The following is a 19,439-nucleotide window of genomic DNA, read 5'->3' on the forward strand; positions in this document are numbered from 1 at the left end:
GGCCGGGGTCGGATCCCTTCCGCAGGAAGGGCTCTGACCCCGTGGAGGGATGCGTGCCTGGGGTCAGAGCCCTTTCCTTTGGAAAGGGATCCGACCCCGTGTGTTCAGGCCGCCTAACGTCATTACCAGCGGTCATGTGGGTGGCCAGATGTTACGGCTGGGTGACGCGATCCCGCCTGTCGCGGTGGGTGAACAGGCCCTTGAATGGAAGCGTGTTTCCGGCCCACCCCCACGAGCCCCCATGCCTGCCGCCTACGCCCCAGTCCTGAGCACTCTTGCCGTCCTGATCGCGGCCGTCCTCGCTGCATCGCCCAGCCACGCAGCGGAAGCCGATGCAGACCCTGCCACCACTGCAGCCACCGCCAATGTGGCGGCCTCCACGCTGGATGCGGTAGTGGTCACCGGTTCGCGCACCAGCACGCGCACGGTGAAGAACAGCTCCACACCGATCGATGTGATCTCCGCCGAGGACCTTGCGGCAACTGGCCAGGGCAACCTGCTGGAAGCGCTGCAGCGCAGCCTGCCGTCGCTGAGCCAGATCGGCGGCTACCAGAGCGACCAGGAAAGCCTCATCCGCGGCTACCAGCTGCGCAACCTGTCGCCGGGCTACACACTGGTACTGGTCAACGGCAAGCGCCGCAATGCCAGTGCCTATGTGAGCGGTGCCAATGGGGGCGGCTTCCCCGGCCATGCGTGGGCGGACCTCGCGTTGATTCCGGTCTCGGCCATCGACCATGTGGAAGTGCTGCGTGATGGTGCCTCCGCCATCTACGGCTCGGACGCGATCACCGGCGTGGTCAACGTGATTCTGAAATCGCAGGCGCACGGTGGTGATGTGTCGGTGGAGAGCGGGCAGAGCATCGATGGTGATGGCTCGCGTACCAGCGTGCGCGCAAACGTGGGCCTGCCGTGGGGCGAGGATGGTTTCGTCAACCTGTCCGGCGAAACCACCCGCCAGCACCATGCAATCCGCACCCGCCGCTATATCGACGGCTACCTGAGCTATCCGGCCGTGGATGGCAGCGGCAATCTGGTGGCGCTGCGGCCGAACAATCGATTGCCAGCGGGTGCTGCGCCGAACCCGGCCGAGGCCAACCGCAATGCTGAGGCCAATACCATCCTCAGCTCGCCGTCGTATGCGTTGAAGGCCTTCGCGGTGAACGTGGGCCATGGCCTGGGTGAGAGCGCGCAGTTCTACGCCAACGCCACGGCCAGTGACCGCACCGCGCAGGCGATCCAGAATTTCCGCCTGCCGGCGACGATCTTCACCACCTACAAGGCCCCCGGCGTGCTGAGCGTGTTTCCCGACGGCTTCCTGCCGGTGCTGGAAACCAAGGAGAAGCAGTACACCGGCACCGCCGGCGTGAAAGGCCAGATCGCGGGTTGGGACTACGACGCCAGCCTGACCGGCAACCGCAGCACGGTGCGCACCTATACCCGCAACTCGGTGAACTACTCGCTGCCGTATCCCGGTTCGCCCACCGACTTCTATGACGGCAAGCTGGATTACCAGCAGGGCATTGCCAACCTCGACCTGCGCCGTGGCTTCGAGGTGGCGGCGTTTGCTTCGCCGCTGGAGGTGAGTGCGGGCGCCGAGTATCAGCACGAACAGTACGAGCGTGGAGCAGGTCAGTGGGAGTCGTATACCGGCTTCGGCGCTGCAGCCTTCGTCGGCTATTCCACCGCCGACGCGGTGAAGGCGACCCGCAACAGCAAGGCGGTGTACGTGGGTGCGGCCACCAATATCACCTCACGCTGGTACCTGGATGCTGCCGCGCGCTGGGAAGACCATTCCGATTTCGGCAGTGTCTCCACCGGCCGTCTGACCACGCGCTTCGACTTCACCGACGCGCTGGGTGTGCGTGCCACGGTCAGCAACGGCTTCCATGCGCCCAGCCTGGGCGCGCAGTACTACCAGGCCACCGGCAGCTGCCCGTGCGGGACCACGCTGGTGGCGCAGGTGTCTTCGCCGGCGGCGATTGCGTTGGGTGCCACGCCGCTGAAGCCGGAAAAGGCCACCAACTACAGCCTGGGCCTGACCTGGGACCCGAGCCCGGCCTTCCACCTGGCAGTGGATGCCTATCAGATCGACATCCGCGGCCAGCTGGGGCAGTCCAGCCAGATCGGCTACAACGCGCAGGATCCGGCGCGCGTCACCGACAACAGCGGCACGGTGCTGAGTGCGGCGCAGAAGAACACCATCGATGCACTGCTGGGTTCAGCCGGCATCAGCATCCTGCCGGGTGATGCGTTCTACGCCAGCTACTTCACCAACGTGGGCAATACCCGTACACGCGGTGTCGAGCTGACCCTGGAAGCGAACCAGGAAACGGCGTGGGGCAAGCTGCGCTGGAGCTACGCGGCCAACGTCGGCCGTACCACCATCCAGAAAGTCAGCGACATTCCGGCGGCACTGCAGGGTCTGCCGAACATCAACCTGCTGACCAAGAGCAGCGAGTACGCGCTGCGCTTCCGCACGCCCAGCTACACGCAGGTGGCGGGACTGGGCTGGCAGAACGGGCGCTGGCGCTCGAATGTGGACTTCACCTACTACGGCCCGATCAAGCGCCTGAACAACGGCGTGGAGTACAGGCAGCCGCCGGTGCTGGTGACCAACCTGTCCGGTGGCGTGGAGCTGGGTGCGGGCTGGAGCGCGGCGCTGGGCATCAACAACGTGTTCGACAAGCGCACGCGCAAGGTGCCGGAGTACGCGCGCAGTGCCACCGATGTGGCCAGCATCGAGACCACCTGGGACAGCGGCGATGTGCTGAGCAATGTGGGTGCGTACTGGTTTGGCCGGGTCAGTTACCGGTTCTGAGGCGGGAAGCAGTCGAGCATGGCTCGACTCTACAAAAGGCGAAAGGCGGCCGGACGTAGTTCGGCATCATCGAGGAGTAGTTCATGTCTTCTGCATTGAAGGTGGTTGCGTTGGTGGGGTCACCGACCAGCTCGGCGACGTCGCGCACACTATTGCTGGTGCGGCATCTGCTGGACTCGCTGCAGCAGCGGGTGCACGCCCGCGTGGACCTGGTGGAGCTGGCGCCGATCGCGCGCGCGCTGGGTCAGTCGCTGTCGCGCGGCGAGGCGGAGCCGGCGGTGGAACAGGCACTGCAGACCATCGAGGCCGCCGAGCTGCTGGTGGTGGCAGCGCCGGTCTATCGCGGCTCGTATCCCGGGTTGTTCAAGCACCTGGTCGACTTCATCGGGCTGGAGGCGCTGGTGGATGTGCCGGTGCTGCTGGCAGCGACCGGCGGCAGCGAGCGCCATGCGCTGGTAATCGATCACCAGCTGCGGCCGTTGTTCAGTTTCCTGCAGGCGCACACGCTGCCGATCGGGGTGTATGCCACGCCCGCCGACTTCGAAGGCGAGCACATCAGCAGTGCGGCCTTGCAGGCGCGCATCGAGCTGGCGACCGAGCGTGCGGCCGGGCACTTGGCCACGCAGGCGCTGGCGGTAGCGGCGCCGCTGCGGCGTATTGCCTGACGCCATAACCGGCGGCGCTTTGCTTATGGCCACGCCGCATCTGCGTGGCCGGATCTGACCGCCGATTGTCGCCAGCCGTCGCTGCTGCGGCTGCTGGCATCTCTAGCATCGATATCGAAGCGGCATCGCATTGCCGGCCCCGATGAGGACGACCCCTGTGACTTTCGACGCAGCAAGCAAACCCATCCTGTTCCTGCTCGACCGTGAGTTCGAGGACGGCCAGATTCCCGGCCAGCGCTTCTTCTGCCGGCACAGCCTGTTGCTGGAGGGCGCGTTGTCGAGCATCGATGGCCTGGACGCGCAGCTGGACGTGCGCCGCATCGGCTTCGCGCGACCGCGCCGTGAGGTAATCGCCGAGATCGGTGAGCAGGACCAGTCACTACCCAAGCTGGTGCTGCCGCAGGGCGTGCGCAGCGAACTGGCCAGTGGCGCGCACCAGGACCGCCAGTACGTCTCCGGTGCCGAGCCGATCCTGGCCGCGTTGAACGGCTTGCTCGGCATTCCCGTGGCCCACCCCTGAGCGAGGACGTGACCATGAGCTATCAGATCAGCGTGCTGGACAAGAGCCCGGTGGCCGAAGGTGCCTCGCCAGAGCAGGCGCTGCGCAACAGCCTGCAGCTGGCGCAGCGCGCCGAGCAGCTGGGCTACCACCGCTACTGGTTTGCCGAGCACCACGCTGCGCCGACGCTGGCCAGCCCTGCACCGGAAGTGCTGGCTGCGTGGGTGCTGGCGCAGACCCGGCGCATCCGCATCGGCAGTGGCGGGGTGATGCTGCGCCACTACGCACCGTACAAGGTGGCGGAGAACTTCAACCTGCTGTCGGCGCTGGCGCCAGGGCGCGTCGATCTGGGCGTGGGCAAGGCCCCCGGTGGCCTGCCGGCCTCGACCGCGGCGCTGGCAGCCGGGCGTCCGGCGTTCGCCGACTTCGACCAGCAACTGCGCGACCTGGAAGGTTATCTGTCCGGCGCCGAAACCGGGGCACAGGCTCGGCCGGTTCCGCAGCAGGCACCGGAGCGCTTCCTGCTCGGGGCCAGCCCGCAGAGCGCGCAGCAGGCGGCCGAGCTCGGCTGGCGCTTCGTCTACGCCGCGCACTTCGATGGTGACCCGAAGCATATCGAGGCCGCGTTCGATGCCTACCGCAGCGTTTCAACGCAGCCGCCGCTGCTGGCCACGGTGGCGTTCGCCGCACCAACTGCCGAAGCCGCAGCGCGTCATATCGGCGCGCTGCGCGTCTACAAGCTGCACCTCGGCCCCGGCCAGACGGTGAATCTGCCCAGTACCGAGGCGGCTGCCGAGTACGCGCGCCAGGTGGGCGTGGCTGACTTCCGCATCGAGGAGACACGCCCGAGCGTGTTGTCCGGTGATGCGCAGCACGTGCGTGACGAACTGGATGCGCTGCACCGGCGCTTCGGCGTGGGCGAGTTCATCCTCGATGCGCCGGTGGCCGACCTCGACGCACGCATGACATCCCTTGAACTGCTGTCGCCCGCGCCGCGCGCGGCGGTGGCCTGACCTGCTGGAGCGATTCCCATGAGCACGACCCCGCGCCACATTCCGTTCGGCATCATGCTGCAGGGCCCTGGCAGCCACATGCATGCCTGGAAGCATCCCTCCAACCCGGCCGATGCCAGCGTCAACCTGCAGTTCTACATCGACATCGCGCGCACCGCCGAGGACAACGGCATCGCCTTTGGTTTCGTGGCCGATGGCCTGTACATCAACGAGAAGTCGATCCCGCACTTCCTCAACCGCTTCGAGCCGATCTCGCTGCTGTCGGCGCTGGCCACGGCGACGAAAAAGATCGGCCTGGCCGGCACGCTGTCGACCTCCTACAGCGACCCGTTCACCGTGGCCCGCCAGTTCGCCTCGCTGGATCTGCTCAGCGGCGGCCGTGCCGGCTGGAACGTGGTGACCTCGCCACTGGAGGGCTCTGGCCGCAACTATGGCCGGCCACACCCGGAGCACGCGCTGCGCTACCAGATCGCCGACGAATATCTGGAGGTGGTGCAGGGACTGTGGGATTCCTGGGATGACGATGCCTTTGTGCGCGAGCGCGACAGCGGCACGTTCTTCGCACCGGAGAAGTTCCGGCGGCTCGACCACAAGGGCCGCTTCTTCCAGGTGGAAGGGCCGCTCAACATCCAGCGTTCGCCGCAGGGTCAGCCGGTGATCTTCCAGGCCGGTTCGTCCGACGATGGCATCGCGCTGGCCGGCAAGTACGCCGATGCGGTGTTCACCCATTCGCCATCGCTGGAGGAGACCCGCGCGTTCACCCAGAAGGTGAAGAACTCGGCGATCGCCCACGGCCGCAGCGGCAATGACGTGAAGATCTTCCCGGGCATCGGCCCCATCGTCGGCCGCACCGCCGAGGAGGCTGAGGCCAAGTACCAGGCGATCGCCGCGCTGGCCACGTTGGAGGATGCGCTGGCCTATCTCGGCCGCTTCTTCGACCATCATGATTTCAGCCAGTACGACCCGGACGCGCCGTTCCCGGAGCTGGGTGACATCGGCAGCAACTCGTTCCGTTCCACCACCGACCGCATCAAGCAGGATGCACGTGAGAAGGGCCTGAGCCTGCGCCAGGTGGCGCTGGAAGCGGTGAGCCCACGGCCGAATTTCATCGGTACGCCGGAGCACGTGGCCGACGAGTTGATCCGCTGGTTCGATGCCGGTGCCAGCGACGGCTTCATCCTCGGATTCGCGGCACAGCGCGAAGGCCTGGACGATTTCGTGACCCAGGTACTGCCGATCCTGCAGGCGCGCGGCTACCACCAGCGCGAGCTGGAAGGGCAGACTCTGCGCGCGCATCTGGGCCTGCCGTACAAGGGCAGCCGCCATGCGACCGATGCCGAGCCGGCGCGGAAGGCGGGGTAAGGCGATGAGCGGAGAAAACGCGGTAGCGCCGGGCCATGCCCGGCGGAGTTCCCCAACGACGGGCGTACTGCCGGAAATCGCGGCACGCGCCGAGGCGGCCATCGCGATCCGCCATGACCTGCACCGGCACCCGGAACTGGCTTTCGAGGAGCACCGCACCAGCGCCCGCGTGGCCGAGCTGTTGCAGCAGTGGGGCTATGAGGTCACCACCGGCCTCGGCGGCACCGGCGTGGTCGGTACGCTGCAGCGCGGGCAGGGCAGCCGTCGCCTCGGCCTGCGCGCCGACATCGATGCACTGCCGATCCACGAGGATTCCGGGCTGGCCTACGCCAGCCAGACCGAGGGGCTGATGCATGCCTGTGGCCACGATGGGCATACCGCCATCCTGCTGTCCGCGGCGCATTATCTCGCCCATCACGGCGATATCGACGGCACCCTGCAGTTGGTGTTCCAGCCGGCCGAGGAAACCGGTTCGGGGGCCTCGAAGATGATTGCCGACGGCCTGTTCGAACGCTTCCCGGTGGATGCGATCTATGGCCTGCACAACTGGCCGGGCGTACCAGTGGGTCACTTTGGCTTCGTCGATGGCCCGGCGATGGCGTCGGTGGACTGGGCGCGGCTGAAGGTGATCGGCAAGGGCGGCCACGGTGCCGAGCCGCAGGGCAGCGTCGACCCGATCCTGGCGGCAGCGCACATCGTCACCGCGCTGCAGAGCGTGGTGTCGCGCAATGTCGATCCGCGGCAGATGGGCGTGGTCACCGTCGGTTCGATCCACGGCGGGCAGGCCGCCAATGTGATCCCGGACGTCGTCGAGCTGAAGCTGACCGTGCGCGCCTACCTGCCGGAAGTACGCGATACGTTGCGGCGCCGGGTCACCGAGATTGCCGAGCAGACTGCCGCCGCGTTCGGTGCGCGCGCCGAGATCGCGTTTCCGCGTGGCTTCCCCAGCGTGATCAACCATCCTCAGCAGACTGCCTATATCCGCGACGTAGCCGTACAGGGTTTCGGCAGTGAACAGGTGGTACCGGAGTTCGCGCCACGCACGGCCAGCGAGGACTTTGCCTTCCTGCTGCAGGCGCGGCCCGGCAGCTTCGTGTTCGTCGGCAACGGCGACAGCGCACCGCTGCACAGCCCGCGCTATGTGTTCAACGACGCCGCCATCGCACCCGCCGCCAGCCTGTGGGCGCGGCTGGCCGAAGACTATCTGGTGAAGGACGTGGCATGAGCAGCAACGAACGCTTCCTCTACACCTCGGTGGATGATCCACTGGCGCGGCCGCTGTTCGATGGCCTGGAGCAGGAGTACGACAGCCGCTACGCCGACGTGCGTCGACGCATCGGCGGTAGCGCCCGCGAGGAACTGCAGCGCTACCCGGCGCAGGCATTCGCGGCGCCGGTAGGGGCGTTCGTGCTGCTGCTGCGCGATGGTGTGGCGATCTCCGGCGGTGCGTTCATGCCGCACCGCGATCCGGATACCGCCGAGTTCAAGCGCATCTGGACATTGCCAGGGCTGCGCCGCCAGGGCATCGCGCGGCGCGTGCTGCAGGAGCTGGAAGACCAGGCAGCGCGGCAAGGATACCGGCGGGTGTTCCTGACCACCGGATTCCGCCAGCCTGAAGCCGTCGGCCTGTACCTCAGCCACGGCTACACCGCGCTGTTCGACCTGCAGGCCGACCCGGAAACCATCGCGCATCTGCCGTTCGAAAAACACCTGCGGGCCTCCGCGCCCGTCATCGCGCCTGCGCAAGCCCAGCTGCATGGAGCCCACGCATGAGCACGCCTTCGACCGCGCTGGATGGCATTGCGGCACGCCCGGCGCCAGCTCCGGCGTTGAAGATCGTGCCGGCCCGGCATCCGCTGCAGGTGGTCGGAACCCTCCTGGCGCTGGCGCTGATCCTGATCGGGCTGCAATCAGTGCTGGGCAATCCGCGCTGGGGCTGGGGCACGTTCGCCGAGTGGTTCTTCGCACGCCCGGTGCTGGAAGGCCTGGGTCGCACGCTGCTGCTGACCGCGTTGGGTACTGGCCTCGGTTTCGCGCTGGGCACCTTGCTGGCGTTGGCCCGCGTCTCCGGTTCGCCGCTGCTGTCGGCGGTGTCGTGGGGCTATGTGTGGCTGTTCCGCTCGATTCCGCTGCTGGTGCTGTTGCTGCTGTTGAACAACCTGGGCTACCTGTACAGCACCATCGAGCTGGGGGTGCCGTTCACCGGCGTCAGCCTGTTCTCGTACCCGACCACGCAGCTGATCGGCGTGTTCACCGCCGCGGTGCTGGGCCTCACCTTGAACCAGGCCGCGTTCTCGGCCGAGGTGATCCGCGGTGGCATTCTCTCGGTGGACCATGGCCAGTACGAAGCCGCAGCGGCGCTTGGCCTGCCACGTGGCCGCCAGGTGCGCCGCATCATCCTGCCGCAGGCGATGCGCTCGATCCTGCCGGCCGCGTTCAACGATGTGATCGGCCTGGCCAAGAGCACGTCGGTGGTCTACGTGCTGGCGCTGCCGGAGCTGTTCTACACCGTGCAGGTGATCTACCGGCGCAATCTGGAAGTGGTGCCGTTGCTGATGGTGGCTACGGTCTGGTACCTGGTGATCCTGACCGTGCTTTCGCTGCTGCAGCGGCGCGTGGAGCAGCGGTTCGCGCGCGGCCAACTGCAGCGCGAGCGTTCGGTATCGCGTGTCTCGTCGCCAACGCGCGCCACAGGTGATGCCGCACCGCGCGTAGTCAATCGCCCGCGCATCGCCGCGCAGGTTGAAGCGGGCGAGGGGGCATTGGTGTCGCTGCATGGCGTAGGCAAGGTGTTCGGCGACCAGCCGGTGCTGGAAGACGTGAACCTGGACCTGCGCGCTGGCAGCGTGACGGTGCTGATCGGCCCGTCCGGCGCCGGCAAGTCCACGCTGCTGCGGCTGATCAACCATCTGGAACGTGCCGACAGTGGCTTTGTGACCGTCGGCGGCCAGCTGATCGGCTACCGCCGCGACGGCGACACCCTGTACGAGCTGCCCGAGCGTGAGATCCGCCGCCGTCGTGCGGAAGTGGGCATGGTGTTCCAGGGCTTCAACCTGTTCCCGCACCTGACCGCGCTGGAGAACATCATCGAGGCGCCGATCGCGGTGCGCGGTGTGCCGCGTGCGCAGGCCGAACAGCAGGCGCGCACGCTGCTGGAACGGGTCGGCCTGGCCGACAAGGCCGATGCCTTCCCGCGCCAGCTGTCCGGCGGCCAGCAGCAGCGCATTGCGATTGCCCGCGCACTGGCCCTGCAACCGAAGGTGCTGCTGTTCGATGAACCGACCTCGGCGCTGGACCCGGAGCTGGTGGCCGAAGTGCTCAGCGTGATCGAGGAGCTGGCCCGTTCCGGCACCACGCTGGTGATCGTCACCCATGAGCTGAGCTTCGCCCGCCGGGTGGCTGACCACGTGGTGATGATGGACCAGGGCCGGGTGATCGAGCAGGGCACGCCCGAGGCGCTGTTCGAGCGCCCGCGCCAGCAACGCACCGCCGATTTCCTGGCCAAGACCCTGTAACCCCGGAAGGAAGACCATGAGCCCTGCAGCACCGCGTCGCTCCTCACGCAGCACCCTGTTGATCGTGGGCGTGCTGGTCATCGGCATCGCCGGCATCGTCTATTCGCGCGTGCGTCAGGCACCGGATGCCGGCACCGTGGCCGCAACCAGCCTGGCGGGTGCGAACACCGCAATCCTGAAGGGCACGCTCGATCCGAAGGCGCAGGCGTTGATCCCGGCCGACTATCGCTTTGTCACGCCTGGTACGTTCACCGTGGCCACCCATCCGGGGCAGCTGCCGCTGGCCGACTACGGCGTCGACAGCAAGGACGTGGTCGGCATCGAGCCGGACATCGCACGGCTGATTGCCGATGGGTTGGGCCTGAAGCTGGTGATCGTGCCGGTGGCGTGGGCGGACTGGCCGCTGGGGTTGGAATCAGGCAAGTACGATGCCGTGCTGTCGAACGTGACGGTTACCGAGGAGCGCAAGAAGAAGTTCGATTTCTCCAGCTACCGTTACGATCTGCTGGGCATCTATACGCGCACTGATGGGCCGATCCAGAAGATCGAAAAGCCGGCCGACGTTGCCGGGCTGAAGGTGGTGGTCGGTGCCAGCACCAACCAGGACCAGATCCTGCGGCAGTGGGACCAGCAGAACATCGCCGCTGGCTTGAAGCCGGTGGAGTACCAGTACTTCGATGACGCCGTGGTTGGGCGGCTGGCAGTAATCACCGGGCGCGCCGATGTGTCGTTCGAACCGAATGCCACCGGCGCTTACTCGGCACGCGACGGCAAGGTGCGGCGTGTGGGCCTGTTCCCCGGTGGCTGGCCGAACGCCGCAGCGATCTCGGTGACCACGCGCAAGGGCAGTGGCCTGGCTGATGCGGTGACGCAGGCGCTGAACACCCAGATCGGCAGCGGCACCTATGCGCAGGCGCTGAAGCGATGGAATGTGGCCGAGGAGGCCGTGCCGCAGTCGCAGACCAACCCGCCGGGGCTGCCGACGCTCTGACGCCGGGCATCGCCCGGCAGCTACCGCTGCTTTTGTAGAGCCGAGCCATGCTCGGCTGCATTACCAGACCGCTTCCAACGTCCGGAACGGTTTCGCCAGGCGCACGCCCTCGGCATCGAAGTCGGAAACGCTGCGTCCATCCACGCGCACAGACTTCGGCGCGGTCCGGTTCGGCCACCACATGCGCACGGCGGTGTCCTTGCGCAGCCCCTCGCCAATCACCACTGTCAGCAGCCCGTCGCGCTGCCGCGCCTGCATCTGCAACGTGCCATACGCGGTCGGCAGGCGCTCCACCGCCAATCCATCGCCCGCCACCCACGAAGGCGGTGTGCCCGGCAGCAATGACAACGCGTCATCGTCCTCGCGCATCAACATGCCGAACAGCGTGCGGCCGTATTCGGCACCGATCCAGGTATGCGGCATGTCGCCGAGGTAGCGCGGGAAGCGCAGCCGTGAATGCACTACTTCGGCCAGCACCTGCCATTCAAGCGGGCGCCGATCGTGAAGCAGGCCCTGCAACAGCTCGTCAGCCACGTCTGGCTGGCCAAGATGCACATAGCTCAGCACATTGCGGATCTCGTACGGCGTGTAGGCATACAGCGCACCGGGCTGGCTGCGCTTGCGCACGTCGTCCAGGTAGCGGGCGAAGGTGGTCCGCAACGCATCTGCCGGCAGCACGCTCTGCGCGCCGGTGGGATCCAGCGCGATCGATACGCCGGTGGGATCACCATCGCCCAGATCCGCGGAGGAAGGAATGAAGTCGATGCCTTTCCACGCCATCGTTGCGCGGATCGACGCATGCAGGGCGTCGTACAGCGCCTTGTACTGCTCACGCGCCCAGCGTGCGGTCTCGTGGTCACCCAGCGATTCGGCCAGCCATGCACCGTCGTGCCAGCCCTTCAGGCCCCAGTAGTCATCCCAGTAGCTGTGGGTGGGCGACGGATAGCCCTCATGGCTGATCGACGGCGCAAGAATGCCCGTGAATCGCTCCGGCGCCGGCTGGTCGGCCTTGTAACCGGGCACCAGCGTGCGCTCGCGCAGTTCCTGCAGGAAGCGCAGTGCGGCCTTCACTTTCGGCAGGTATGCGCGCACCGACTCCGGACCACCATCGAGGCGGGCGACGTCGGCGACCAGCGCCACATACTGGCCCTGGCTGTCGTACTCGATATCCGATCCGAAGCCGGTGTTGACGCTGCCATCGTCGTTGAGGATGGGCGAGACCAGGCCGTTGCCGTGCACGCCGTGCTCGCTGTACCACGCCAGGTAGTCGCGCGCGACCTTGGCTTCGCCCATGCGCAGCAGCACCGCCGAGGTGGCCATGCCATCGCGGATGAAGGAGCGGTTGTAGTTGCGCGGGCCCGGTTGCATCGCCGGGCCGGTCTGGTTGATCAGCATGTAAGCGGCCTGCGCGCGCAGCATGTCCACCAGCGATCGATCAGGCAGGCGCAGCCCGACCTGGCCCAGCCGTGCCTGCCAATCGGCCGAGGCCTGGTTGGCCAGGGTGCCGAAGGCATCGTTGCCGTCGCGAGGTAGCGAGGAAAGGTCGAGCGCGGGGGCTTCCGGCAGCACGCCATTGGAGTCGGCAGCGGCGGTGCCGAGTGGGAACGCCACCACCACCGCATCGCTGGCACCGGGGGCGAGGCGGATCCGGTAGCTCAATGCGGCTGCGGCCAATCCTTGCTCATCGCGTGCCTGCTGGGCGGCAGGCAGACGCCCGGCTGCGATGCCGGCGGTGATCTCCGTTACACCTTCGTTGCCGAACGGCGCGGCGCCGGCAGCATCCACCGGCGTGAGCGAGCGCAGCAGCGTGCGGCCGTTGACGCGCACCGTGTTGGCTTCGACGGCCACCTCGCGGATCGGCGACAGCCCGCCGTTCTGCCACGGCGGATTCATCTGCATGGGGCGCACGACCAGGCTGAGCGTGCCGTCGATCCGGGTGCTGCCGGTGTTGTGCAGTCGATGGCGGAGGAAGGTCACCGGCTGGCCATCGCGCTCGATGGCGAACACCTCACTGCTCAGCTCCAGCCCAGGCTGCGGCGACCAAGTGGCCGAAGGCATAGGCTTCCAGCCATCGCGCAGGGCGTGCTGTACGGGCTGACCGGCGGCACCTGCAGCACGCCCGTCGGCGCTTCGCCAGAGCGGCTGCACCAGCGGCGCACCCTTGAACGCTTCCAGGTTGCCGTATTCGTCGAAGATCGATTTCTGCCGACCCGCGTGCACACCCACGGCGGTCCAGTAGGTCTGCTGCATCTGCAGCGAGGCGGGGAACAAGGCACGTTGCGCACCGCTGGCGGCGATCTGGTAGCGCTTCATCGGCGTCATCACCGCTTTCGGGCCGAGCAGGCGCAGGCGCGCGATCTGCGGGGCAGCGCCGTCCACGCTCAGGCGGAATGCATGTAGAGGTTGTGCCGTGTCAGCAGCCAGCCAACTCTGCCGATGGCTGGCCGCCTGTGCATCGTGTGCGAGGTCCTGCCATCGGCCCTGTGCGTCCTGCGCCTGCAAGCGGGCGGCGCCGCGCCCGCCATCGGCCCAGTCGACCGCGAGACCGGCCGTGGACTGGGTGCGAGGCAGCATGATCTCGAGCGTATGGGATCCACCTTTTCCGGCTGGAACCGCGACGGTGCCACCGCCTTGCCAGAGCGCCGCCGCCTGCGTTGCATCGACACCGCTGATGCGTGCGCTGAGCGTGCTGTCCAGTGGCTCCATCTCGAAAATCGACACGCCCCAGTCGGACGTGCGCTGCGGGCTGGCCAACCGCAGGTAGCGCGCCTGGCGTGGCGCGAAGTACAGCGTTTCCACGTCGCCCAGCGAATCGGCCATGGTGTACGCGGTCTGCCACTGTGTGCCGTCCAGCGAGGTCTGCAGTGAATAGCCCTCTGGATTGGAGACATCCCAGGTGATCCGTGCGCCCGCCAGCATCGTCGGTGCACCCAGATCGATCTGGAACCAGTGGCCCGGACTGAAGGCGCCGCCGGTGACGGTCCTGGGGTCGCCGTCGATCAGGTGGCTGATCGCCATCGCCGGTACCTGCTGCGAGGACGCGCTGGCCTGCCATTGGCTGCGTGGTGGCAGCGTCTGTGCCTGTGCGGAGGATGCCAGGACGGCGAGCATCAGAGTGGCGGCAGGTCGCCATGGGACAGGTGGGCGGGAGACCTTGGAGCGTTCGGTGCGCAACGTCATTACGGACAGCCTCGCAGGTTCGGCCGGATTCGGGCGAGCGCTACGCTAGCAAGGGATGTAATCGGTTACATGACGCACTGCAGCGCCGCCGGGCGCTGGCGCTGCCATCGCGGGAGCGCTGACGGATGTGGCTCTGGACGGCTGCCGGCTTGCCCCTATGCTGATTGGCAACGACCACCGATCTGAAATGGATTGATGATGGAGTTCAGTTTCACGCTGATGTACCGAGTGCCTGATACCGGAAAAGATCTCAGTGCATTTGAGCGAGCTCTTGCAGAGGTGGGGTGCGACGATGCGCTGCTGGGCAGTGGTTCGCCGGGTGTGTTGGCGTTGCGATTTCAGCGAGAAGGCACAGCCGCAGACGATGTCGCGCGTGCCGCATGCGTGCAGGTTCAGAGTGCGCTACCGGAAGCCGAATTGATAACCGTGCATGTCGATGTCAGCAATGCTGCCGGCGTCTCCAATTGCGGTGCCTCCAAAGCTGAGCTTGTTTGACGTCCACGGCGCACTTCTCAGAAGCAGCCGAGCATGGCTCGGCTCTACATGGTTTCCGGCAGGTCACACGCACCCGCTTTTACAGCTCCACCGTCTCCCACCAGCGCGTACCCGCCTGCGGCGCCTGCATGTCCAGTGCTTCGCCCATCATCGGCGTGGCCACCGGCACGTTCTTTGCGCCAGCCAATGCAGTGATGCGCTCGAACGGCTGCTGCCAGGCGTGCAGCGCCAGATCGAAGGTGCCGTTGTGGATCGGCAGCAGCCACTTGCCGCGCAGGTCCAGGTGCGCCTGCAGGGTCTGCTCGGGCTGCATGTGCACGAAGGCCCAGCGCGGGTCGTAGGCACCGGTTTCGATCATGGTCAGGTCGAACGGGCCGTACTTCTCACCGATGGCCTTGAAGCCGTCGAAGTAGCCGGTGTCGCCGCTGAAGAAGATGCGGAAGTCGCCGTCCTGGATCACCCATGACGCCCACAGGCTGCGATCGCTGTCGCCCAGACCGCGGCCGGAGAAATGCTGGCCCGGGGTGGCGGTCAGGCGCAGGCCGCTGGCTTCGGTCGATTGCCACCAGTCCAGCTGTTCGACCTTGCTGGCGTCCACGCCCCACGCAATCAGCTGGTCGCCCACACCCAGCGGTGCGATGAAGCGCGCGGTCTTGCCGGCCAGCTGCATCACTGCGGCATGGTCCAGGTGGTCGTAATGGTTGTGCGAGAGGATCACGCCGGCGATCGGCGGCAGTTCGTCGATGCTGATCGGCGGTGCATGGAAGCGCGTCGGGCCCATCCACTGCACCGGCGAGGCGCGCTCGGAGAACACCGGGTCGGTCAGCCAGTACTGGCCGCGCAGCTTCAGCAGGATCGTGGAATGCCCGAGCCGGAACAGGCTGCGATCCGGCGCGGCGTCCAGGGTGGTGCGGTCCAGCGGCAGCACCGGAATGGGGTGGGCGGGCACGGTGCCCTTGGGCTTGTTGAACAGGAACGTCCACCAGATCTCCGCGCCATCGCGCAGGCCCATCGCCGGACGCGGCAGGGCATTGCGGAACTTGCCGTCGCGGTACTGCGGCGAATCGGGGAAGTCGGGGAGGGACCAGGACTTGCAGAAGGTGTAGGCGGTCACGGCGAGGATTCCAAGCAAAAGGACAAGGAGCAGGCGCTTCATGGGTGACGTCCGCTGGGTACACTGCACAGTGTAGTTTCGTGTTTTTCAAAAGTACACTGCCGGGTGTAAAATGGTGGCATCCGTTCAGTTATCTGGTTCCTGCCATGTCCCGTGCCCCGCAACGCCTGACCGACCGCAAACGCGAAGCCATCGTGCGTGCGGCGGTGGAGGAGTTCCGTGCATCGGGCTACGAGGCGACCAGCATGGACCGCATCGCCGAGGTGGCGGGGGTCTCCAAACGCACCGTCTACAACCACTTCCCGAGCAAGGAAGCGTTGTTCTCGATGATCCTGGAGGAGCTGTGGGAGCGCAGCGTGGCCAGCGACGCACTGCCGTACCGCGCCGATCAGCCGCTGCAGGCGCAGCTGATGCAGCTGCTGGGGCAGAAGCTGGAGCTGCTCAGTGATGCCAACTTCATCGACCTGGCGCGAGTGGCGATGGCCGAAATCATCCACTCACCGGAACGGGCGCAGGCCATCGTCTGCCGCATGGGCGAGAAGGAAAGTGGCGAGAGCGCATGGATCCGCGCGGCAATCGCCGATGGCCGGCTGCGCCAGGTCGATCCGGAGTTCGCCGGCCACCAGCTGCACGGCCTGGTGAAGAGCTTTGCATTCTGGCCGCAGGTGACGATGGGGCAGGCGCCGTTGAACGAACAGGAGCGTGCACGCGTGGCCGAATCGGCGGTGGCGATGTTCCTGGGTTACTACGCGGTCTAGCTGGCGGCGAAGCGGCGGAACTCGTCGGCCGGCAGCGCCGCCGAGTACAGATAGCCCTGGCCGACATCCACACCCAGTGCGCGCAATTGCTGTTCCTGCGCGAGGGTTTCGGTACCCTCGGCCACCACGATCGCACCGCAGCGATGCGCGACTTCGACGATGAAACGCACGATCGACTGCGACTTGGCATCGGACAGGGTGGCAATCAACGCCTGCTCGATCTTGACCTCGGCAATGGCCAGCTGCGAGAGCAGGATCAGGGTTGAATAGCCGGCACCGAAATCATCCAGTGACAGCGTGACCTCCGCCGCCAGCAGCTGTGCGATGTTGGCATCGACCACGTCGCGCTCGACGATCTCGGTCCATTCGACGATCTCCAGGCGCAGCATCACCCCGGGCACATCGTGCAGTGCCAGCAATTCCTGCAGGCGCAGGCCGAAGTCGGGCAGGCGCAGTGACTCGGCCGAAACGTTCACGGCGATCTTCAGCTGCGAGCCATCGCGTCGGCACTGCTGCAGGAAGTGGATGGCCGACTGCAGCGTGGCCCATTCCAGTTCAGCCAACCGCCCCTGCCGGCGCAGCAGCGAGATCACCCGCATCGGCGCGATCAGCCGGCCCTCGCCGTCGCGCATGCGCAGCAGTGCTTCGGCGCCGACCAGCTGGCGATCCTGCAGACGATGCTTGGGCTGGTAGCACAGGGGGGCATCTCCCTGCTGCAGCCAGCGTTCGAGGGCGACTTCGATCAGGGCGTCGATCTCGCTGTCGCGCTGGATCGGATCGTCGAAGAACACGACGCCGGATTCGATCGCACTCAGCGCCACGGTGATCGCGCGGAACGGAAGATGTCCTTCGTCGGCATCGGCGGGGGGCTTCAATTCGACCACCGCACAGCGGAACAGCGGCCGGAAGCCGGGCCAATCGCGGCCGACCCGATCGGCCAGGTTGCTGGCCAGCTCGGTGATCTGCGGCTGCGTGCGCAGTTCGAACAAGGTCAGGTCGCGCACCAGGATCGCCAGTGCGGCATCGCCGAACTGGTAGATCTCCAGCTGCCCGGCTGGCAGCGAGGGCAGCAGCCGATGCACCTCGTCGGTGCTGTCGCGCTGCCACAGGCCGTTGTCCTGCAGCGGCCCGTAGCGCAGGCGCAGATCGCGCAGGTTGCCCATTTCGGCCACGATCAGGCAGGCCTTGCCGATGCCGTCGTTGTCGCGCCAGTAATGCTGCAGGCGTTCGCCAAGTGCACGCATGTTGGGCAGGCCACTGATCGGATCGATGCGCAGCCAGGCCTGTTCGCGCTGACGCTGTGCATCGATCTGCGCATCGTTGTAGACCAGCGCGAACACCGCGCCGAGCATCAGCAGCGATAGTGGCAGTGCCAGCAGGCGCTGGATTGCCAACTCCTCCACGGGCAGCTGATTGGCGCCGATGATTGCGACGCCCAGTGCCAGGCCCAACGCAGTGACGGCGATACGCACGCCCCAGGCCTGCAGGATCACGCGCAGCGAGAGCTCATTGAGCATGCGCGGGTGCAGGCGCCTGCGCAGCCAGACGCCGGCCAGCATCTGCAGCGTGGCCTCGAGGCCGGCCGGCAGGAAATACTGGGTGCCGGCAAACTGGTAGCGCGCCAGCAGGCTGGCGGCCAGGCAGGTCAGGCCGCCGCGCCAACCGCCCAGCAGGCCACTGACCAGCAGGATGTCGAAGCCGAGGTGCAGCTTGACCACACCCTGGGTGTAACGGGCCACGAACCAGGAATTGAACAGGTAGATCAGGCCCAGCGCCACGCCGACATACAGGCGACGGCCTTCAATGGCGTGCCCGGCGCGGCGGGTGGCGATCAGCAGCACGCCGATCATGCCGATCACCGCCGTGGCCTGCAGCAGGTACAGCGGCAGGCTGGGCAGGGCGCTGTCCAGGACCTGGGCCGAGACCCGTGAAAGCGCATCCATAGCAGGTTCCCGCCTGTGACCGACGGCCAGTGACGAGCAGCGTAGTCGCAGCAGGGCGCAGGTTCAATTGCACTGGCTGGGTTCGGGCAGGAGGTGGTCGGCCATGAAATCGACAAACGCGCGTACACGCGGTTGCTGATGGCGATGGCTTGGCCAGAGGGCCCAGAAGGTGCTGCGCTCGGTGCTCCATGGGTCCAGGACGCTGACGAGTTCACCGCGGTCCAGCGCATCACGCGCGGCGAAGTCGGGCAGGCACGCAATGCCATGGCCATCAATGGCCATGTGCAGGATCGTCTCAAGATGATTGGCGGTCATTGCGGCAGTCAGCCGCAGCTCGGTGCCTCCCTCATGCGTGGGCAGTGGCCAACGTTCGATCAGGCCGGTGCCGGGAAAGCGATGGAGAAGGCACGCGTGGCCGCTCAGATCCTCCGGGTGCTGTGGCGTGCCGCGCTTGGCGAAGTACGCAGGGGCGCCCACACAGAGCAGGCGGGCACTGCCGAGGTTGCGGCCGTGCAGCCTGGAGTCGGCGGGGTTGCCCGTGCGGACAACGGCGTCGAAGCCCTCCTCGATGACATCGACAAGACGGTCGCTGAAGTGCAGGTCGAGTTCGATGGCGGGAAAGCGGTGCGCAAAGGCCGATAGCACCGGCAGCATCAGTCCGCTGGCGAGTGGAAGACCGACCTTCAGGCGACCGCTGGGCGCGGCCTGGGCGTCGGTCAGCTCGCGCTCCGCTGCGGCGACCTCGGTCATGATGCGACGGCAGCGTTCAAGGAACTGCTCGCCTTCGGCAGTCAGGCTGACGCTGCGGGTATTGCGATTCAGCAGGCGGGCGCCCAGGCGCTCTTCCAGCCGGGCGATGGTCTTGCTTGCCGCCGAAGGGGTGATGCCACGCTGTCGTGCTGCGGCCGCGAAGCTGCGTGCCTCGGCGACCAGAACGAAGAGGCTGAGACCGGCAAAGCTGTCCATGACATGGCCATTGATGATGTTCATGTCATTAAAGCACGGACACAACGATGGATTCTTAGGCGATAGCGTCGTCGCTAGCATCAATGGGGTGGCGCCTGGCCACGCTGGAGTTTCATCGAC

At 66.7% G+C, this 19,439-nt stretch carries 15 protein-coding genes; 11 read left to right on the top strand and 4 right to left on the bottom strand.

Translation table 11 applies throughout. The features are described 5' to 3' along the window. Window positions 1-241 precede the first annotated feature (241 nt). The 9 genes from SriyCCGPB3_RS09215 (at window position 242) to SriyCCGPB3_RS09255 (ending at window position 10,863) form a co-directional block, all read left to right on the top strand. On the top strand, window positions 242-2,818 hold the full coding sequence (locus SriyCCGPB3_RS09215) for a TonB-dependent receptor plug domain-containing protein (protein ID WP_350260178.1): 2,577 nt from the start codon (window positions 242-244) through the stop codon (window positions 2,816-2,818). Window positions 2,819-2,901: 83 nt separating this feature from the next. After that, entirely contained in the window at window positions 2,902-3,483 is a 582-nt protein-coding gene (msuE, locus tag SriyCCGPB3_RS09220; RefSeq protein WP_350260179.1) for an FMN reductase, read from the top strand. Between the two features lie 142 nt (window positions 3,484-3,625). Continuing rightward, a complete protein-coding gene (locus SriyCCGPB3_RS09225; RefSeq protein WP_153854984.1) occupies window positions 3,626-4,003 on the top strand; it encodes a DUF3088 family protein in 378 nt (125 codons plus the stop codon). Between the two features lie 14 nt (window positions 4,004-4,017). Then, the gene (locus SriyCCGPB3_RS09230; RefSeq protein WP_350260180.1) at window positions 4,018-4,995 is read left to right on the top strand and encodes an MsnO8 family LLM class oxidoreductase; all 978 of its coding nucleotides are present in this window, start codon (window positions 4,018-4,020) and stop codon (window positions 4,993-4,995) included. A gap of 18 nt (window positions 4,996-5,013) precedes the next feature. Next, window positions 5,014-6,357 carry an LLM class flavin-dependent oxidoreductase gene (locus SriyCCGPB3_RS09235; RefSeq protein WP_350260181.1) on the top strand — a complete coding sequence of 448 codons (1,344 nt, stop codon included), beginning with the start codon at window positions 5,014-5,016 and terminating at the stop codon, window positions 6,355-6,357. A gap of 4 nt (window positions 6,358-6,361) precedes the next feature. Next, entirely contained in the window at window positions 6,362-7,582 is a 1,221-nt protein-coding gene (locus SriyCCGPB3_RS09240) for a M20 aminoacylase family protein (protein ID WP_350260182.1), read from the top strand. Further along, a complete protein-coding gene (locus SriyCCGPB3_RS09245) occupies window positions 7,579-8,130 on the top strand; it encodes a GNAT family N-acetyltransferase (protein WP_110712060.1) in 552 nt (183 codons plus the stop codon). Before SriyCCGPB3_RS09240 ends, SriyCCGPB3_RS09245 begins: the two co-directional genes overlap by 4 nt. Further along, window positions 8,127-9,872 (top strand): amino acid ABC transporter permease/ATP-binding protein, encoded by a 1,746-nt coding sequence (locus tag SriyCCGPB3_RS09250; RefSeq protein WP_350260183.1) that lies wholly within the window; start codon window positions 8,127-8,129, stop codon window positions 9,870-9,872. Before SriyCCGPB3_RS09245 ends, SriyCCGPB3_RS09250 begins: the two co-directional genes overlap by 4 nt. 16 nt (window positions 9,873-9,888) lie before the next feature. Beyond that, window positions 9,889-10,863, top strand: coding sequence for an ABC transporter substrate-binding protein (locus SriyCCGPB3_RS09255; RefSeq protein ID WP_350260184.1), 975 nt, complete (start codon window positions 9,889-9,891; stop codon window positions 10,861-10,863). 60 nt (window positions 10,864-10,923) lie between these two features. Here the strand turns inward: SriyCCGPB3_RS09255 and SriyCCGPB3_RS09260 are convergent, their stop codons facing one another. After that, window positions 10,924-14,043 carry a discoidin domain-containing protein gene (locus SriyCCGPB3_RS09260; protein WP_350260185.1) on the bottom strand — a complete coding sequence of 1,040 codons (3,120 nt, stop codon included), beginning with the start codon at window positions 14,041-14,043 and terminating at the stop codon, window positions 10,924-10,926. Window positions 14,044-14,241: 198 nt separating this feature from the next. Between SriyCCGPB3_RS09260 and SriyCCGPB3_RS09265 the strand changes: the two genes are divergently transcribed. Continuing rightward, complete coding sequence (locus tag SriyCCGPB3_RS09265; protein WP_350260186.1) at window positions 14,242-14,538, top strand: hypothetical protein; 297 nt, start codon at window positions 14,242-14,244, stop codon at window positions 14,536-14,538. Window positions 14,539-14,617: 79 nt separating this feature from the next. On the opposite strand, the gene SriyCCGPB3_RS09270 is transcribed toward SriyCCGPB3_RS09265, so the two are convergent. After that, window positions 14,618-15,694 (bottom strand): MBL fold metallo-hydrolase, encoded by a 1,077-nt coding sequence (locus SriyCCGPB3_RS09270; protein WP_350260187.1) that lies wholly within the window; start codon window positions 15,692-15,694, stop codon window positions 14,618-14,620. A 104-nt stretch (window positions 15,695-15,798) separates the two neighbouring features. Here SriyCCGPB3_RS09270 and SriyCCGPB3_RS09275 point away from each other — a divergent pair, with 104 nt between their 5' ends. Beyond that, window positions 15,799-16,410: a TetR/AcrR family transcriptional regulator gene (locus SriyCCGPB3_RS09275; RefSeq protein WP_049398557.1), complete on the top strand. Its 612-nt coding sequence runs from the start codon at window positions 15,799-15,801 to the stop codon at window positions 16,408-16,410. On the opposite strand, the gene SriyCCGPB3_RS09280 is transcribed toward SriyCCGPB3_RS09275, so the two are convergent. Beyond that, a complete protein-coding gene (locus SriyCCGPB3_RS09280) occupies window positions 16,407-18,353 on the bottom strand; it encodes an EAL domain-containing protein (RefSeq protein ID WP_049398556.1) in 1,947 nt (648 codons plus the stop codon). The two genes, SriyCCGPB3_RS09275 and SriyCCGPB3_RS09280, sit on opposite strands and share 4 nt — an antisense overlap. Before the next feature lie 63 nt (window positions 18,354-18,416). Beyond that, on the bottom strand, window positions 18,417-19,319 hold the full coding sequence (locus SriyCCGPB3_RS09285) for a LysR substrate-binding domain-containing protein (protein WP_350260366.1): 903 nt from the start codon (window positions 19,317-19,319) through the stop codon (window positions 18,417-18,419). Window positions 19,320-19,439 lie beyond the last annotated feature (120 nt).

Origin of the sequence: Stenotrophomonas riyadhensis (assembly GCF_040256885.1) — a bacterium.
Classification (GTDB): domain Bacteria; phylum Pseudomonadota; class Gammaproteobacteria; order Xanthomonadales; family Xanthomonadaceae; genus Stenotrophomonas; species Stenotrophomonas riyadhensis.

Coding starts and splice junctions, on each gene's coding strand:
- SriyCCGPB3_RS09215 (WP_350260178.1), top strand. CDS start 242: ATGCCTGCCGCCTACGCCCCAGTCCTGAGCACTCTTGCCGTCCTGATC.
- msuE (WP_350260179.1), top strand. CDS start 2,902: ATGTCTTCTGCATTGAAGGTGGTTGCGTTGGTGGGGTCACCGACCAGC.
- SriyCCGPB3_RS09225 (WP_153854984.1), top strand. CDS start 3,626: ATGAGGACGACCCCTGTGACTTTCGACGCAGCAAGCAAACCCATCCTG.
- SriyCCGPB3_RS09230 (WP_350260180.1), top strand. CDS start 4,018: ATGAGCTATCAGATCAGCGTGCTGGACAAGAGCCCGGTGGCCGAAGGT.
- SriyCCGPB3_RS09235 (WP_350260181.1), top strand. CDS start 5,014: ATGAGCACGACCCCGCGCCACATTCCGTTCGGCATCATGCTGCAGGGC.
- SriyCCGPB3_RS09240 (WP_350260182.1), top strand. CDS start 6,362: ATGAGCGGAGAAAACGCGGTAGCGCCGGGCCATGCCCGGCGGAGTTCC.
- SriyCCGPB3_RS09245 (WP_110712060.1), top strand. CDS start 7,579: ATGAGCAGCAACGAACGCTTCCTCTACACCTCGGTGGATGATCCACTG.
- SriyCCGPB3_RS09250 (WP_350260183.1), top strand. CDS start 8,127: ATGAGCACGCCTTCGACCGCGCTGGATGGCATTGCGGCACGCCCGGCG.
- SriyCCGPB3_RS09255 (WP_350260184.1), top strand. CDS start 9,889: ATGAGCCCTGCAGCACCGCGTCGCTCCTCACGCAGCACCCTGTTGATC.
- SriyCCGPB3_RS09260 (WP_350260185.1), bottom strand. CDS start 14,043: ATGACGTTGCGCACCGAACGCTCCAAGGTCTCCCGCCCACCTGTCCCA.
- SriyCCGPB3_RS09265 (WP_350260186.1), top strand. CDS start 14,242: ATGGAGTTCAGTTTCACGCTGATGTACCGAGTGCCTGATACCGGAAAA.
- SriyCCGPB3_RS09270 (WP_350260187.1), bottom strand. CDS start 15,694: ATGAAGCGCCTGCTCCTTGTCCTTTTGCTTGGAATCCTCGCCGTGACC.
- SriyCCGPB3_RS09275 (WP_049398557.1), top strand. CDS start 15,799: ATGTCCCGTGCCCCGCAACGCCTGACCGACCGCAAACGCGAAGCCATC.
- SriyCCGPB3_RS09280 (WP_049398556.1), bottom strand. CDS start 18,353: ATGGATGCGCTTTCACGGGTCTCGGCCCAGGTCCTGGACAGCGCCCTG.
- SriyCCGPB3_RS09285 (WP_350260366.1), bottom strand. CDS start 19,319: ATGGACAGCTTTGCCGGTCTCAGCCTCTTCGTTCTGGTCGCCGAGGCA.